The sequence below is a fragment of the Hoeflea phototrophica DFL-43 genome, from assembly GCF_000154705.2.
GTDB lineage: Bacteria > Pseudomonadota > Alphaproteobacteria > Rhizobiales > Rhizobiaceae > Hoeflea > Hoeflea phototrophica.
In genome coordinates this window covers 1,376,690-1,391,159 of sequence record NZ_CM002917.1, presented here as the reverse complement: position 1 = coordinate 1,391,159, position 14,470 = coordinate 1,376,690, and the positions used below count along the sequence as shown (strand labels likewise).

The 14,470-nt window shown below is 62.2% G+C and carries 16 protein-coding genes; 14 read left to right on the top strand and 2 right to left on the bottom strand.

What is annotated here, in order from left to right; translation table 11 throughout:
• Nucleotides 1-95: 95 nt before the first annotated feature.
• From HPDFL43_RS06455 to HPDFL43_RS06440, 4 genes are all read left to right on the top strand, one after another.
• Complete coding sequence (locus HPDFL43_RS06455) at nucleotides 96-542, top strand: J domain-containing protein (protein ID WP_052093166.1); 447 nt, start codon at nucleotides 96-98, stop codon at nucleotides 540-542.
• Nucleotides 445-1,143 carry a J domain-containing protein gene (locus HPDFL43_RS21310; protein WP_169743231.1) on the top strand — a complete coding sequence of 233 codons (699 nt, stop codon included), beginning with the start codon at nucleotides 445-447 and terminating at the stop codon, nucleotides 1,141-1,143. The genes HPDFL43_RS06455 and HPDFL43_RS21310 overlap by 98 nt, the downstream gene beginning before the upstream one ends.
• Before the next feature lie 113 nt (nucleotides 1,144-1,256).
• Nucleotides 1,257-2,069, top strand: coding sequence for an enoyl-ACP reductase FabI (gene fabI / locus HPDFL43_RS06445; RefSeq protein WP_007196480.1), 813 nt, complete (start codon nucleotides 1,257-1,259; stop codon nucleotides 2,067-2,069).
• A 36-nt stretch (nucleotides 2,070-2,105) separates the two neighbouring features.
• The gene (locus HPDFL43_RS06440; RefSeq protein WP_007196479.1) at nucleotides 2,106-2,693 is read left to right on the top strand and encodes a histidine phosphatase family protein; all 588 of its coding nucleotides are present in this window, start codon (nucleotides 2,106-2,108) and stop codon (nucleotides 2,691-2,693) included.
• A gap of 32 nt (nucleotides 2,694-2,725) precedes the next feature.
• Here HPDFL43_RS06440 and HPDFL43_RS06435 read toward each other — a convergent pair whose 3' ends face one another.
• The gene (locus HPDFL43_RS06435) at nucleotides 2,726-2,986 is read right to left on the bottom strand and encodes a DUF1344 domain-containing protein (RefSeq protein WP_007196478.1); all 261 of its coding nucleotides are present in this window, start codon (nucleotides 2,984-2,986) and stop codon (nucleotides 2,726-2,728) included.
• A gap of 223 nt (nucleotides 2,987-3,209) precedes the next feature.
• Between HPDFL43_RS06435 and aroC the strand changes: the two genes are divergently transcribed.
• The 3 genes from aroC to HPDFL43_RS21305 are packed head-to-tail and all read left to right on the top strand — an operon-like array spanning nucleotide 3,210 to nucleotide 6,388.
• Nucleotides 3,210-4,304 carry a chorismate synthase gene (aroC, locus tag HPDFL43_RS06430; protein WP_007196477.1) on the top strand — a complete coding sequence of 365 codons (1,095 nt, stop codon included), beginning with the start codon at nucleotides 3,210-3,212 and terminating at the stop codon, nucleotides 4,302-4,304.
• 12 nt (nucleotides 4,305-4,316) lie between these two features.
• Nucleotides 4,317-5,417 (top strand): 3,4-dihydroxy-2-butanone-4-phosphate synthase, encoded by a 1,101-nt coding sequence (gene ribB, locus HPDFL43_RS06425; RefSeq protein WP_007196476.1) that lies wholly within the window; start codon nucleotides 4,317-4,319, stop codon nucleotides 5,415-5,417.
• A complete protein-coding gene (locus HPDFL43_RS21305) occupies nucleotides 5,417-6,388 on the top strand; it encodes a hypothetical protein (protein WP_007196475.1) in 972 nt (323 codons plus the stop codon). The genes ribB and HPDFL43_RS21305 overlap by 1 nt, the downstream gene beginning before the upstream one ends.
• Nucleotides 6,389-6,400: 12 nt before the next feature.
• Here HPDFL43_RS21305 and HPDFL43_RS06415 read toward each other — a convergent pair whose 3' ends face one another.
• Complete coding sequence (locus HPDFL43_RS06415) at nucleotides 6,401-7,594, bottom strand: winged helix-turn-helix domain-containing protein (RefSeq protein ID WP_007196474.1); 1,194 nt, start codon at nucleotides 7,592-7,594, stop codon at nucleotides 6,401-6,403.
• Nucleotides 7,595-7,743: 149 nt separating this feature from the next.
• Here HPDFL43_RS06415 and HPDFL43_RS06410 point away from each other — a divergent pair, with 149 nt between their 5' ends.
• From HPDFL43_RS06410 to HPDFL43_RS06380, 7 genes are all read left to right on the top strand, one after another.
• Entirely contained in the window at nucleotides 7,744-8,670 is a 927-nt protein-coding gene (locus tag HPDFL43_RS06410; RefSeq protein ID WP_007196473.1) for a histone deacetylase family protein, read from the top strand.
• 3 nt (nucleotides 8,671-8,673) lie between these two features.
• Nucleotides 8,674-8,919 (top strand): exodeoxyribonuclease VII small subunit, encoded by a 246-nt coding sequence (locus HPDFL43_RS21905; RefSeq protein WP_007196472.1) that lies wholly within the window; start codon nucleotides 8,674-8,676, stop codon nucleotides 8,917-8,919.
• Nucleotides 8,920-8,942: 23 nt separating this feature from the next.
• On the top strand, nucleotides 8,943-9,863 hold the full coding sequence (locus tag HPDFL43_RS06400) for a pirin family protein (RefSeq protein ID WP_007196471.1): 921 nt from the start codon (nucleotides 8,943-8,945) through the stop codon (nucleotides 9,861-9,863).
• A 125-nt stretch (nucleotides 9,864-9,988) separates the two neighbouring features.
• Nucleotides 9,989-11,920 (top strand): 1-deoxy-D-xylulose-5-phosphate synthase, encoded by a 1,932-nt coding sequence (gene dxs, locus HPDFL43_RS06395; RefSeq protein ID WP_007196470.1) that lies wholly within the window; start codon nucleotides 9,989-9,991, stop codon nucleotides 11,918-11,920.
• Nucleotides 11,921-12,009: 89 nt separating this feature from the next.
• The gene (locus HPDFL43_RS06390) at nucleotides 12,010-12,321 is read left to right on the top strand and encodes a hypothetical protein (protein ID WP_040449102.1); all 312 of its coding nucleotides are present in this window, start codon (nucleotides 12,010-12,012) and stop codon (nucleotides 12,319-12,321) included.
• A gap of 62 nt (nucleotides 12,322-12,383) precedes the next feature.
• Nucleotides 12,384-13,163: a TlyA family RNA methyltransferase gene (locus HPDFL43_RS06385; protein ID WP_007196468.1), complete on the top strand. Its 780-nt coding sequence runs from the start codon at nucleotides 12,384-12,386 to the stop codon at nucleotides 13,161-13,163.
• The gene (locus HPDFL43_RS06380) at nucleotides 13,160-14,419 is read left to right on the top strand and encodes a class I SAM-dependent RNA methyltransferase (RefSeq protein WP_007196467.1); all 1,260 of its coding nucleotides are present in this window, start codon (nucleotides 13,160-13,162) and stop codon (nucleotides 14,417-14,419) included. The genes HPDFL43_RS06385 and HPDFL43_RS06380 overlap by 4 nt, the downstream gene beginning before the upstream one ends.
• The last annotated feature ends 51 nt before the right edge of the window (nucleotides 14,420-14,470 follow it).

The following is a 14,470-nucleotide window of genomic DNA, read 5'->3' as shown; positions in this document are numbered from 1 at the left end:
GCCCTGGCGGTTTTTCCCGCAAACTCGCTTTCATACACGGATGGTTAGCAAATCGTCGCTAGGTTTGTCGTACGATGCCCATACGGGAAAGTTCCATGCGTAATCCGTACACGGTGCTCGGCGTCACCCAGACCGCCAGCGTAGACGAAATCAAGAGTGCCTTCAGGCAACTCGCGAAGCACTGGCATCCGGACCAGAAGCCGGATGACCCGCGTGCAGGCGTACGGTTTGCAGAGATCGCGCAGGCCTACAAGCTGCTGATGGATTCGGATCTCCGGATCAAGTTCGACAAGGGTGAAGTGGATGCACGCGGCCGCCGGCGGCCGAAGCCGGCCCGCGGGTTCAGCATCAATCCATTCTCCGCATCCCGCAAATCCCGCTCCAAAACCCGCACCCCCAAAAACGACGGCGAAGACACCGAAACACAGACGCAAGACGCAGCCGATGAAGCCAGTTTTGAGGAAATGGTCGTCCACATCTTCTGGGGAAGCCGCCGCGAAGCAGGCCCGCCAGAGCGACCAGGACACCGGAAGCACAAATGAACGCAAGCGTGCGGATGCGCCGGGACTGGACGAGGACCCGCTTGATGCTCTCGATGAGCTGTTCGCGAAATGGAAAAGCCGGCACCATTCGCACGCCGCGCAATCGGATACGCCGCTCACCAATCAGCAGATCGAAATCCCGCTTGAAACCGCTTTGACGGGGTATCGCGGAGAAATCGTGTTCGGCGATGTCCATACAGTGAGCTTCACATCGCCTCCGGGCACCCTGGATGGCACCGAGGTCCGGGTGCCATCGCCTGATCCTGACGCCTTTGGCGACATTCTTGTCACCCTTCGGCATGCGCAGCATCCCCGGATGCGCGCTGCCGGCGCAGATTTGCATGGCGAACACGCAATCAGTCTGACTGAAGCGGTTCTCGGCGGCTCTTTCGTTTTCATGAGCCTTGACGGTCCGGTGCGCATCACCATACCGGAATGGTCGGGCTCCGACACGGTGCTCCGTATCCCCGGAAAGGGACTTCCCTCAGCCGATGGCGAGCGCGCGGCTCTGCATGTTCATCTCAGGGTATTGTTGCCCGAGAAGCCAGATTCCCGTTTGATAGACTTGATGCGCTCAAACCGGCGGTCATGGTTTATGTAATGCCCTCAGTTATTGGGGGAAATCAGTTGTGATCCATCATAGAAGATGGCTGCGGCTTGCAGCATATGGCGCTGTGTGCCATAGCCAGCGCGATGATTTCGAGGGAGACTGCAATGGCTGACACTTCCGGCCTGATGAAAGGCAAACGCGGCCTGATAATGGGCGTGGCCAACAATCGTTCGATTGCTTGGGGCATCGCCAGGGCCTGCGCCGACGCTGGCGCTGAACTGGCTCTGACCTATCAGGGCGAGGCGCTCAAGAAGCGCGTGGAACCGCTGGCCGCAGATCTGGGCGCAATTGTCGCCGGGCATTGCGATGTCACCGATCTTGACAGCATTGACGCGGTTTTTGCCGAACTTGAAGCGAAATGGGGCAAGCTCGATTTCGTGGTTCACGCCATCGCATTCTCCGACAAGGATGAATTGACCGGCCGTTACGTCGAGACCAGCCGCGAAAACTTCAACCGCACGATGGACATTTCGGTCTATTCGCTGACTGCCGTCGCCAAGCGCGCCGAACCGCTGATGGTTGACGGCGGTTCGATCCTGACGCTGACCTATTACGGCGCCGAGAAGGTGATGCCGCACTACAACGTGATGGGTGTTGCAAAAGCAGCCCTAGAGGCCAGCGTTCGCTACCTGGCTGTTGATCTGGGCGCCTCCAACATTCGTGTCAATGCGATTTCAGCCGGCCCGATCAAGACGCTTGCCGCCTCCGGGATCGGCGACTTCCGCTATATCCTGAAGTGGAACGAGTACAACTCGCCGCTCAAGCGCACGGTCACCATCGATGAAGTGGGCGATTCGGCAATGTATCTGGTGTCAGATCTCTCGCGCGGCGTGACCGGCGAGATTCTTCATGTCGATTCGGGCTACCACACGGTCGGCATGAAAGCGGTTGATGCACCTGACATAAGTGTCGTTTAGGATCGAAGGCCCCACGTTCCCAATCGAGAGCCTGATATGCTCCTTTACATGATCCGCCACGGTCAGACCGATTACAATCGGGAAGAACGGCTTCAGGGCGCGCGTGATATTCCGCTCAACGACACGGGGCGCGGTCAGGCGAGAGCAAATGGCCAGACCCTTGCCGCAATGCCACTGGAGCTGCCGCTGGACGGATTCGAGTGGGTTTCAAGCCCGATGTCGCGCACCCGCGAAACCATGGAACTGGTCCGCACCGCTGCAGGCCTTGTCCCGGACGGCTACAGGACGGATCCGCTCTTGATCGAATTGTCGTTTGGCGACTGGGAAGGCCAGACCCTGAGCGAAGTCGGCGAGCACTCGCCGCACTTGATCAAGGAGCGCGAGCGCGGCAAATGGCGCTTTCGCCCACCTGGCGATAGTGCCGAGAGCTACGCCATGCTGGCCGAGCGCACCGACAAGTTCCTGGCGAGTGTGGACCGGCCCACAATTTGCGTTGCTCATGGCGGCGTGATCCGGACGCTGTTTCAGCGCATCGGCAAGGTTCCCGATGAAGACGCAGCGGTGGTCGATATTCCGCAGGACCGGATTTTGAAGATTGATGGCGGTCAGATCGGCTGGATCTGATTCGGCTCAATGGCAGCGCCGATAGGCAGAAATCACTCGACCAGTTCGAGATCGTTGATCATCCGCTTGCCATTGACCTCGGTGTAAAACACCAGAACCTTCACGCCTGACGCCAGCCCTTCAAAATTGAATTCGGAAGGGGCCTGGTAGACTTGTCCGTCATTCAGGCTGATGGTCAGTTCTGCGGTCGAAACATCCGTTATTGTTCCCTCGACATCAGCGCTCTGCGCCCATGCGGAGAAGGATGCGAACATGGCTGCAACGCCCAACAAGGCGGAAATCGCAATACGCATTTTGAAGTCCCTGCTCAAATAATCTATGCGCACCTTCAAGGCGCTGAATGTGGCGAATTAACGTCACCATGTGAATGACAATGAATTGTGATGTCAACGAATTCGACGAACCTGAGACACACTGTGAACAAAAAGACTTCCCCCAAGGCCCTGATTTCCTCTAGAAGTCACGCCAAACTCATCAAGCGGGCATGATCCCGCGCAAACTCCACGGTTCGCCCGCATGTCGCACAATACTTTCGGCCATCTGTTCCGCGTCACCACCTGGGGCGAAAGCCACGGGCCGGCATTGGGCTGCGTTGTGGACGGCTGCCCCCCCGGACTGCGGTTTACCCAGGACTCGCTGCAGCACTGGATGGACAAGCGCAAGCCGGGACAGTCCCGCTTCGTCACCCAGCGCCGCGAAGCCGACCTTGTGAAGGTGCTGTCGGGCGTCATGCTCGAGGATGACGGCACGATGGTGACAACCGGAACGCCGGTTTCAATGCTGATCGAGAACACCGACCAGCGCTCCAAGGACTACTCCGACATCGCCAAGCGCTACCGGCCCGGCCATGCCGATTTCACCTATGACGTCAAATACGGCGTGCGCGACTATCGCGGTGGCGGCCGCTCCTCGGCACGCGAGACCGCCGCCCGGGTGGCCGCGGGTGGCCTGGCGCGGCTGGTCGTTCCAGGTGTGAACGTGCGGGCGGCGCTGGTGCAGATCGGCGAACACAGGATCAACCGCGATAACTGGGACTGGTCGGTGGTCGACACCAATCCGTTCTTCGCGCCCGACCCGGAGATCGTTCCCGTCTGGGAAGAGTATCTCGACGGCATCCGCAAGTCGGGCTCTTCCGTCGGCGCGGTGATCGAGGTGGTGGCCGACAATGTGCCCGCCGGGCTCGGCGCGCCGATCTATGCCAAGCTTGATCAGGACATCGCCGCAAATCTGATGTCGATCAACGCGGTCAAGGGTGTCGAGATCGGCAACGGTTTCGAGGCCGCGCGGATTTCGGGCGAGGAAAATGCCGACGAGATGCGCATTGGCGAAGACGGCAAGCCCGTTTTCCTGTCCAACAATGCGGGCGGCATTCTGGGTGGGATATCCACCGGGCAGCCCGTTGTTGCCCGCTTTGCCGTCAAACCCACCTCATCCATTCTCAATGACCGGCGTTCGATCGACGCCGACGGCAATGAGGTGGATGTGCGAACCAAAGGCCGGCATGACCCCTGTGTGGGCATCCGCGCCGTCCCGATCGGCGAGGCCATGGTGGCCTGCGTGATCGCGGATCACTATCTGAGAGACCGCGGCCAGACCGGCCGCCTCGACTGAAAGCATATTACCATGTCCTATGATCAAACCCGTGTTGTTGAAGCCATCCGCGCCATGGAAGCCGGCGAAATGGTTGTTGTCACCGATGATGGCGGCCGCGAGAATGAAGGCGACCTGATTGTCGCTGCTGTGCATTGCACGCCTGAGAAGATGGCCTTCATCGTGCGCCATTCATCGGGCATCGTCTGCACGCCGATGCCGCGCGAGGAAGCCAAGCGGCTGAACCTTCCGGCGATGGTCGCCGACAATGATTCGGCCCACACGACGGCGTTTACGGTTTCGGTCGACTACAAGCACGGCACCACCACCGGCATTTCCGCCGATGACCGGACGCTGACAGCGCGCAATCTTGCCAATCCCAATGCCGGCGCCAGCGACTTTACCCGCCCCGGCCACATCTTCCCGCTGGTGGCGCGGGAGGGCGGCGTGCTGATGCGCTCGGGCCATACCGAAGCCGCCGTGGACCTCTGCAAGCTCGCCGGTCTGCCGCCGATTGCGGTGATCTGCGAGCTGGTCAATGATGATGGAACCGTCACCCGCGGCGAGCAGGTGGACGCGTTTTCCGTCAAGCACGGCCTCAAGCAGGTGTCGGTGGCAGACCTCATCGCCTACCGCCAGCGCAAGGAAACATTGATCGAGCACATCGACAGCTTCGAGGTCGAGACCGTCGCGGGCAAGGCCAAGGCCTATTCCTACAAGCTGCCCTGGGATCCGATGCATCATCTGGCAGTTGTTTTCGGAGACATTCGCGACGGCGTCGATGTGCCGGTCAGGCTGCATCTCGAATCCGTGGTTGATGACGTGTTCTCCAGCGAAGCACCGATGACGGCGATCATGCAGCGCATGGCCAAGGAAGGGCGTGGCGCGATCGTCTATCTGCGCGAAGGCTCGGTTGGCGTCGGCAAGCAGGCTTCGCGGCGCAGCCCCATCATCGAAGGCGAAGGCCATGCCGAGGCCCAGGCGCGCGATGACGAATGGCTGGAAATCGGGCTTGGCGCGCAGATCCTGAAGGATCTCGGCATTTCCTCGATCAAGCTCTACGCTTCGCGTGAGCGCCACTATGTGGGGCTGGAAGGCTTCGGCATCCAGATCTCCTCGACCGAAATCATCTGATGCGAAGGGCGCGCCAGACATTGATCAGTCTGGCGCTGCTGGCCGTATTGCCGGCGCCCTCTAGCCTCGCCCAGACGGTTCAAAAGCTTGAGACAGACGCGCCGGTGCAGCGTGTCATTGAGACCGGCGACGGCGCGCTGGTGTACGCGGGTGAGCGTTATCAGGCCATCGTGCCCTGCTCCGATCCCATCGGCTTGTGCGTGGTCCCGGCCACAGCGCCAACCGGCCCAAAACCCGCACCGGCCAACGGGCTTCCCGATGGAGAGATCGCAACGGCCCCGTCCGGCGACATCAGCCGAGCCTGGTATGCACGGCCCACAAATCGCTACGCCCATGGAGTGCTGGGAGACGCAATTGAAGCGGGCTCGCTGGTGGTCGCCACTCAGGACGGGCGGGAGCTGGAGCTCATCCTGCCCGAGGCGCAGGTGTTCGAGGACATCACGCCCCGCATTGCAGATCTGGACGGCAACGGCACCAACGAGATCATCACACTACGGGCTTCTCGCACCGGCGGTGGTGGCGTGGCGATCTACGGCCTTGCCGATGGTGATTTGCGCGAACTGGCTGCCGGCAGCGAAAACGGCCGTCCCAACCGCTGGCTCAACATTGCCGGTCTGGTTCCACGCCCGGATGGCGGCTTTACGATCTATGGCGTGCGGACGCCGCATATCGGCGGGCGGCTGTTTGCGCTCAATTTCAGGGATGGCGCGGTTTCAGAGCGCAATGACATTGCGCTTGATCTCTCCAACCACGTGATCGGATCGCGCGAACTCGATCTTTCCGCCGTGGGCGAGTTTGGCGGCCGGACAGAGCTGGTTCTGCCCTCGCAGGACCGGCGCCGGCTAAGGTTCCCATTGTCTGACAGAGCCGACATCGCCCTCCCCGGCCCCATCGACAGAGCGATTGCGCTGGTTGACGGACAGATCGTGACCGCGACCGGGAGCGGCGATCTGCTGGTGATCAGGCCCTGATATCTGACGGCTTCACCCAGCGTTCCATCCCGGCGCGTAGACGATCTCCCCAACACCCGCAAACCGTGCCACCCGGGCAAGCTCCGCATCGAGTTTGGACATGCGGCCGGCCGACGCGCGCACCCCGGGTTCAAGCCAGAGCCGGGTGACGTTGAGGGTTCCTGCCTTGCGGTCGGCCTTCATGTCGATACGGCCGATAATCCGGTCCCCTTCAAGCAGTGGAAAGACATAGTAGCCATACTCGCGCTTTGCCTCCGGTACGAAAACCTCGATACGGTAACGGAAGCCGAACAGGCGTTCGGCCCGGTTGCGGTCCCGCAAAACAGGATCGAACGGGCTGAGCACCCGGACCCGGCCGGGCGGCTCGGGCCAGTCATCGGGATTGGACGACAATCCCGCAAGCGCATAGCCGGCACGCGGCTTGATGCCACCGGTGCATTCGATCTCGACCTCATCAAGCTGCTCACGGTTGGCCGCGACCCAGTTTTTCGCCTCTTCGGGCGACACCAAATCCCAGAAGGCGGCGATTTCACCATGGGTGGCAAACCCCAACCGCTCGAGCGCACTGCGGCAGGCCCAGTCGATGAACTGGTCATGGCTGACCTCGGCCTCAAGATGACCGGCGGGAATGACCCGCTCGCTCAGATCATAGACTTTCTGGAAGTTCTGCCGCGCGCTGATCGCCAGCTTGCCGGTGTGCCAGAAGTACTCAAGCGCTTTCTTGGAGGGGTGCCATTGCCACCAGCCGCCGGATTTATGGTCTGACTGCTTTATCTCGCGGGCAAGCACGGCACCGTTGTCAACAATATGGGCATAGGTCTCGCCAAATGCCTTGTCGAAGTCCTCGCCGTGCCATTTGGTCCAGCGCTGGCGCATGGTTGTTTCGTTGCGAATGAACTTGTGCTTCCAATAGGGATAGAATGCCGAAGGCAGGATCGCCGCATCATGGGTCCAGTGCTCGAACAGTTCCCGGTCCTGTTCCAGCAAAGCGGCCAGATGACGTTTGCGGAAGGTCTGGTTGCGGGAAAACAGGATCTGGTTGTGGGCGCGTTCGACCGTGGAAATGCTGTCGACCTGGACAAAACCGATCGCCTTGATCAGTTCCAGCAGATCCTGCTTGGCCAAGGCCTGGGCCGGAGAGCCGGAAAGCCCCTGCCTGGCCAGAAAGATCCGCCGGGCCGCTGTGTTTGAAAGCCGAATCGTCATCGGTTCAGACTATACATGTTCGCTTTTTGTTCAATATTCCCTAAAAATAAGCCTGGTTTTTCAACCGAAGGGGACATTGATGCGGAGCGATCTGTGCGAGTTCTGCGCTACCACTGGCATCGGCCACAATTGATCGCTAGATAGGATGGATGACCACGTTCTATTATTCCAATCCGATCTGTCTCGAACACGAGGTACCCGCCGGGCATCCCGAGCGGCCTGACCGGCTGCGCGCCCTTGAGGCCGTGTTCGAGCATGAGAATTTCAACCCGCTGGTGCGGCATCTGGCGCCGGAGGCTGCGGCGGAAACCGTGCTGACGGTTCATCCCGAGAACTATCTCGAGCGCATCCGCTCGACGATCCCCGAAAGCGGCATGGCGCGCATCGACGAGGACACGGTGGCGGGTCCGCGCGCTATGGAAGCTGCGCTGATTTCGGTCGGCGGCGCCATGGCGGCGGTTGATGCGGTGTTTGGCGGTCAGGCCGACAATGCCTTTGTGGCCACGCGCCCGCCTGGACACCATGCCGAGATAAACCGTTCCATGGGCTTCTGCCTGTTCAACCAGGCAGCCATCGCGGCGCGCCATGCCCAGAAGGCCTATGGCGCCGAGCGGGTGGCGATTGTCGACTGGGACGTGCATCACGGCAACGGCACCCAGGACATCTTCTATGACGACGCCAGCGTGGTGTATCTGTCGACCCACCAGATGCCGCTCTATCCCGGCACCGGCGCGCTGCGTGAGACCGGCAAGGGCAACATCTTCAACGCGCCGCTGTCGGTCAATGATGGCAGCGACCATTTCCGCGAGGCCTTCAAGACCCGCATCCTGCCGGCTCTTGAAGAGGCGCGGGCCGATCTGATCATCATTTCGGCCGGGTTTGACGCGCATCACCGCGATCCGCTGGCTGAAATCAATCTCACGGCCGATGATTTCGACTGGGCCACCGGCAAGGTGATGGAGATCGCGGGCCGCACCGCGGGCAACCGGGTCGTCAGCCTGCTTGAAGGCGGCTATGATCTTGTTGGCCTCGCCGAATCGGCGGCGGCCCATGTCATGCGCCTGCAGAGGGGTTGAGCGATGAGCCAAGCCAACGAAATTTCAGCGATGAGCTTTGAAGCGGCGGTTGCCGAACTGGAAGGCATTGTCGAGCAGCTTGAACGCGGCGATGTGGCGCTCGACAAGTCGATCGAGATCTATGAGCGCGGCGAAGCGCTCAAGGCCCATTGCGAGAAATTGCTGTCTGCTGCGGAGAAGCGGATCGAGAAAATCCGTCTCGACCGGCAGGGCCAGGCGGCTGGAACGGAGCCGCTGGACGCGGAGTAAATTCGACCAAAAAGGAGAACGGCATGAGCTTCTTTCCAGGCGGTGACCCGGAACCCGGTGATGCCTTCTCCTGCGATGCGATCGAACATCTGATCATCCCCTCCTCGCGCGACATTGGCGGATTTTCTGTCCGCCGGGCGCTGCCCACCGCGCGCCGGCGCATGGTGGGGCCCTTCATCTTTTTTGACCGGATGGGACCTGCCATCATCAAGGCCGGTGACGCGATGGACGTGCGTCCGCATCCACATATCGGGCTGTCGACCGTCACCTATCTGTTTGACGGCGCGATCCGGCACCGCGACAGCCTGGGCACCGAGATGGTAATCAGGCCCGGTGACGTGAACCTGATGACGGCCGGCCGCGGCATCGTGCATTCGGAACGCTCGCCCGAGGAAATGCGTGGCAATCCGCTGTCGATGTCCGGTCTTCAGACCTGGCTGGCGCTGCCCGAATCCCTGGAGGAAATGGACCCCGGCTTCGAGCACACGCCGACAACCGCATTGCCCGAGCTGAGCGACGGCGGCAGTCATGCCCGTGTGGTGATGGGACGGTTTGGCGGCGCGCTTTCGCCGGTCAAGCAGCATGCGGGCACGCTCTACATCGATCTTCGCCTGGAGGGTTCGGCCTCAGCCCCGTTTGATGCCGAGTGGGAGGAGCGCGCGCTCTATCTTCTCGAAGGCGAGATCGAGATCGCCGGCGACCGGTTTGGTCCCGATCAGCTGCTGGTGTTCCGCCCCGGCGACGCCATCACCATCAAAGCAGGGCCATCAGGCGCGAGAATGATGCTGTTTGGCGGCGACAGCATGCCCGGCAAACGCCACATCTGGTGGAACTTCGTCTCGTCTTCCAAGGAACGGATCGAGCAGGCCAAGGCGGAATGGCGTTCAGGCCGCTTCGACATCGTGCCCGGGGACGAGGAAGAGTTTATCCCACTGCCCGATTGACGCCGTGATCCTATGTCCTACGTTTGACGGAACTGGCGCTCCTGTCCTGCCAGAAATTGCGACGTTTAACCGGGTTTACACACCAATCGTTCCGGGTTACGCCGTGATCGATTGTGAGGCATGACGTGACAAACCCGCCAAATACCCCGCTTCTGGACACAGTCCGGTCCCCATCTGACCTGAAACAGATCGACGACAAGCAATTGCCGCAGCTGGCCGATGAATTGCGCGCGGAGATGATCGATGCCGTATCGCACACCGGTGGCCATCTGGGTGCCGGGCTTGGGGTCGTGGAACTGACAGTCGCAATCCACAAGGTTTTCGATACGCCGCATGACCGGCTGATCTTCGATGTGGGGCATCAGTGCTACCCGCACAAGATCCTGACCGGCCGGCGCGACCGGATCCGCACGCTCAGGCAGGAAAACGGGCTCTCGGGATTCACCAAGCGGTCCGAAAGCGAATATGACGATTTCGGCGCGGGGCATTCCTCGACGTCGATTTCAGCCGGCCTCGGGATGGCGGTGGCAAGCCAATTGCAGAACAAGCCGCGCCATGTGGTTTCCGTCATCGGCGACGGCGCCATGTCGGCCGGCATGGCGTTCGAAGCGCTCAATAATGCCGGAGCGCTGGATGCGCGGCTGATTGTGATCCTCAACGACAACGACATGTCGATTGCGCCGCCGACCGGCGCAATGAGCGCCTATCTGGCGCGAATGGCGTCGGGCCGGACCTATATGGGGTTCCGCGATTTCGGCAAGAAGCTCACTGCCTATCTCGGCAAGAACATCGACCGGGCGATCACCCGCGCCGTCGAGCATGCGCGCGGCTATGTGACCGGCGGCACCATGTTCGAGGAACTGGGATTTTACCACATCGGGCCGATTGACGGGCACAATCTCGACCACCTTCTGCCGGTGCTGCGCAATGTGCGCGACAATGGCGACGGGCCGGTGCTCATTCATGTGGTCACCCAGAAGGGCAAGGGCTATGGGCCGGCGGAAGCCGCGGCCGACAAGTATCACGGCGTCTCCAAATTCGACGTGATCACCGGAACCCAGGCCAAGGCCAAGCCGAACGCGCCGAGCTACACGGCCGTGTTTGGGGAGACGCTGGTTCAGGAAGGCGGCTATGACGACAAGATCGTTGCCATCAGCGCTGCGATGCCTTCGGGCACCGGGGTCGACAAATTCGCCAAGGTGTTCCCCGAGCGGACCTTCGATGTGGGGATCGCCGAGCAGCACGCGGTGACGTTTGCGGCCGGGATGGCGACCGAGGGTCTGAAACCGTTCTGTGCGATCTATTCCACCTTCCTGCAGCGCGGCTATGATCAGGTTGTCCATGATGTGGCGATCCAGAAGCTGCCGGTGCGTTTTCCGATCGACCGCGCCGGGTTTGTGGGGGCCGATGGCGCCACCCATGCGGGCTCCTTCGACACCACCTATCTCGCCTGCCTGCCCGGCTTCGTGGTGATGGCGGCGGCCGACGAGGCGGAACTCAAGCACATGGTGCGCACCGCTGTCGCCTATGACGAGGGGCCGCTTTCGTTTCGCTACCCGCGCGGTGAAGGCGTCGGAGTGGACATGCCAGAGCGCGGCCAGATCCTTGAAATCGGCAAGGGCCGGGTGATGCGCGAAGGGTCGAAGGTGGCGTTGATCTCCTTCGGCACCCGGCTGGCGGAATGCCTGGTCGCTGCCGAAGATCTTGACGCCGCAGGCCTTTCCACGACGGTGGCCGATGCGCGCTTTGCCAAGCCGCTGGACCATGAGCTGATCCGGCAGCTGGCGCGTCACCACGAGGTGCTGATCACCATCGAGGAAGGCTCGGTCGGCGGCTTTGGCAGCCATGTACTGCAGTTCCTCGCCACCGAAGGGCTGCTGGATGGCGGGCTCAAGGTGCGTTCGATGGTGCTGCCGGACATCTTCATGGACCACGCGTCACCGGATGTGATGTACGCCCGCGCCGGTCTCGACCGGAAAGGCATCGTCGACACGGTGTTTCGCGCGCTCGGCACCGAGAACCCCGCCGGTGCCGCGGTTACACTCCTGAAACCATAGACGTTTGCCCTTTCCTAACCACGTCTTTTGGCCGTTCTGAAAGGTCCTGATGGTATCCCTTGAGGTGAAGTTGGGGACTTTGGGGCACCATGATTGCGAAACCGGACCAGAGGGCAACGGGGCATACGGCATTTTCATATGCCGTTATTCTGTCTGTCATGGTTTTGGCCTGCGAATCCGCAAGGGCCACCGAGGCCCGGCCCACCTATGACCGCCGGATCGAGGAAGCCGCGATCCGGATGCTGCAGCCCAAGCTCGGCGAGATCCGCGGATCCCTGGACCTGACCGAACGCAACCATCTGTTCCCGCCACTGCGCCAGCGGCTGGTCGACAGCGGCAAAGCGGAATGGCCTATGTTCGATGGCCCCCAGCAGACCAGCAGCAGCATCATCCGCTACTGAGACATACCCTTTTGTGCACAAAAGCGCTTGCCCCGGCCCGGCTTCCGGGCGATGAGGGCGTCATGGCGCGCTGCTCCCACACTTCACCTACCGCACATGCACCGGATCGAGACCGGCTCGACCAGATACTGGTCCGGCTCGGACATTATGAAAGCCGGGCACGGGCCCGCGATGCGATTTCGCGCGGCGCGATCACGGTGGATGGCAAGGTGCTCATGAAAGCCGGCGTGCTGGTCAGCCCCACCGCAGCAATCGACATCGCCGATCCGGCGCAGGCCTATGTCTCGCGCGCGGCGCTCAAGCTCAAGGCCGGGCTGGAAGCCTTCGGGTTTGATCCGGCAGGCCGCACCGCGCTCGACATCGGCGCCTCGACCGGCGGCTTCACCCAGGTGCTGCTGGAGGCGGGTGCCGCCCATGTGATCGCGGTGGATGTCGGCCATGACCAGTTGCACCCCTCGCTGACCCGCGACAGCCGGGTGAGCAATCTCGAGGGCCTGAACGCCCGTGAACTGGGGGCCGATCATCTCGCAGGCCACGAGATCGGCGCTGTGGTCTCCGATGTCAGTTTCATCTCTCTGAAGCTGGCGCTGCCGCCTGCCCTGACGCTTGCCGCACCCGGCGCCTTTGCGGTTCTGCTGGTCAAACCGCAATTCGAGGTGGGGCGCGCAGGTATCGGCAAGGGCGGGCTGTTGAAGGATCCGGCGCAGGGTCCGCTTATCGCCGAGGAGCTGGCCGCCTGGCTCGGCGCGATGCCGGGCTGGCGTGCCGTTGGCCCCGTCGCATCACCGATTGCGGGCAGCGACGGCAACCATGAATTTCTGATTGGAGGCGTCAAATCATGAGCGCTCAGACACTCGACATCTCGAAGCTCGGCGGACAGGGCGACGGCATTGCCGAGACCGCTTCCGGTCAGGTTTTCGTGCCCTTCACGCTGCCGGGCGACGTGATCACCGCGGCGGTGGACAAGGGGCGCGGCACGCTGATGGCGGTGCTCACCGCTTCGGCGAACCGGGTCGAACCGCCCTGCCCGCATTTCGGACCGGACAGCGACGACGCCCAGTGCGGCGGTTGCGCGCTGCAGCACATGGCGGATGAGGCCTACCGGGACTGGAAGCGCGGGCTGGTGGTGTCGGCGCTTGAAAGCCGTGGCATCAAGACCGAGGTCGGCGATCTCGTGGGCGGCGCGCAGCATTCGAGACGGCGGGTGGTGTTTGCCGCGCGGCGCACCGAGACCGGCGCCGTGCTTGGCTTCAACAAGGCCCAGAGCCACCAGATCGTGCCAGTGGAGAGCTGCGTGGTTGCGACAGCGCGGATCAATGCGGCCCTGCCGGTCCTCACCCGCATGGCGGCGGCCGTGGCCATCGGCAAGGAGGCGTTCAGGCTCACCGTTGTCGACACGGCGGCAGGCTTTGATCTCGCCGTGGATGGCCCGTTCAAGCTGAGCGAGACCGAACGGCTGCGGATCATCGCCGTGACCCGCAAGGAGCAAGGCATCGCGCGGCTCAGTTTCAATGGCGAGTTGCTGATCGAGAAGCAGCCGCCGCAGCTCACATTCGGCACCGTGACGGTCAACCCGCCACCGGGCGGCTTCGTGCAGGCCAGCGAGGCCGCCGAGGCGATCATGGGCGATCTGGTCACCGGACATCTGAAAAAGGCCAAGCGGGTGGTGGATCTGTTTTCGGGATCCGGCACGTTTACGCTCCGGCTCGCCGCCAACAGCCATGTGCATGCGGTGGAGAGCGAAGAGGCCGCCCTTGCCGCGCTCGACAGGGCCGCGCGCCACGCCCAGGGCATCAAGCCCGTCAGCGTGGAGCGGCGCGACCTGTTCCGCCGCCCGGTGATGTTTTCCGAGCTCAAGACCTATCAGGGCCTCGCCTTCGACCCGCCGCGCGCCGGCGCCGAGGCCCAGGCCCGCGAGATCGCCAAATCCATGGTCCCCCGCATCGCCGCGGTCTCGTGCAACCCGGTGACACTGGCCCGCGACCTCGAAATCCTGATTGCGGGCGGCTACAGGATCACCTCGGTGACGCCGATCGACCAGTTCCTGTGGTCGAGCCACGTGGAAGTGGTGGCACTGCTGGAGCGGTCGCGGCGGTAGGTGTTGGATCCCTCCTCTCCCCTTGTGGGAGAGGATAGCAAGTCCGCGTAC

Coding starts and splice junctions, on each gene's coding strand:
- HPDFL43_RS06455 (WP_052093166.1), top strand. CDS start 96: ATGCGTAATCCGTACACGGTGCTCGGCGTCACCCAGACCGCCAGCGTA.
- HPDFL43_RS21310 (WP_169743231.1), top strand. CDS start 445: ATGAAGCCAGTTTTGAGGAAATGGTCGTCCACATCTTCTGGGGAAGCC.
- fabI (WP_007196480.1), top strand. CDS start 1,257: ATGGCTGACACTTCCGGCCTGATGAAAGGCAAACGCGGCCTGATAATG.
- HPDFL43_RS06440 (WP_007196479.1), top strand. CDS start 2,106: ATGCTCCTTTACATGATCCGCCACGGTCAGACCGATTACAATCGGGAA.
- HPDFL43_RS06435 (WP_007196478.1), bottom strand. CDS start 2,986: ATGCGTATTGCGATTTCCGCCTTGTTGGGCGTTGCAGCCATGTTCGCA.
- aroC (WP_007196477.1), top strand. CDS start 3,210: ATGTCGCACAATACTTTCGGCCATCTGTTCCGCGTCACCACCTGGGGC.
- ribB (WP_007196476.1), top strand. CDS start 4,317: ATGTCCTATGATCAAACCCGTGTTGTTGAAGCCATCCGCGCCATGGAA.
- HPDFL43_RS21305 (WP_007196475.1), top strand. CDS start 5,417: ATGCGAAGGGCGCGCCAGACATTGATCAGTCTGGCGCTGCTGGCCGTA.
- HPDFL43_RS06415 (WP_007196474.1), bottom strand. CDS start 7,594: ATGACGATTCGGCTTTCAAACACAGCGGCCCGGCGGATCTTTCTGGCC.
- HPDFL43_RS06410 (WP_007196473.1), top strand. CDS start 7,744: ATGACCACGTTCTATTATTCCAATCCGATCTGTCTCGAACACGAGGTA.
- HPDFL43_RS21905 (WP_007196472.1), top strand. CDS start 8,674: ATGAGCCAAGCCAACGAAATTTCAGCGATGAGCTTTGAAGCGGCGGTT.
- HPDFL43_RS06400 (WP_007196471.1), top strand. CDS start 8,943: ATGAGCTTCTTTCCAGGCGGTGACCCGGAACCCGGTGATGCCTTCTCC.
- HPDFL43_RS06390 (WP_040449102.1), top strand. CDS start 12,010: ATGATTGCGAAACCGGACCAGAGGGCAACGGGGCATACGGCATTTTCA.
- HPDFL43_RS06385 (WP_007196468.1), top strand. CDS start 12,384: ATGGCGCGCTGCTCCCACACTTCACCTACCGCACATGCACCGGATCGA.
- HPDFL43_RS06380 (WP_007196467.1), top strand. CDS start 13,160: ATGAGCGCTCAGACACTCGACATCTCGAAGCTCGGCGGACAGGGCGAC.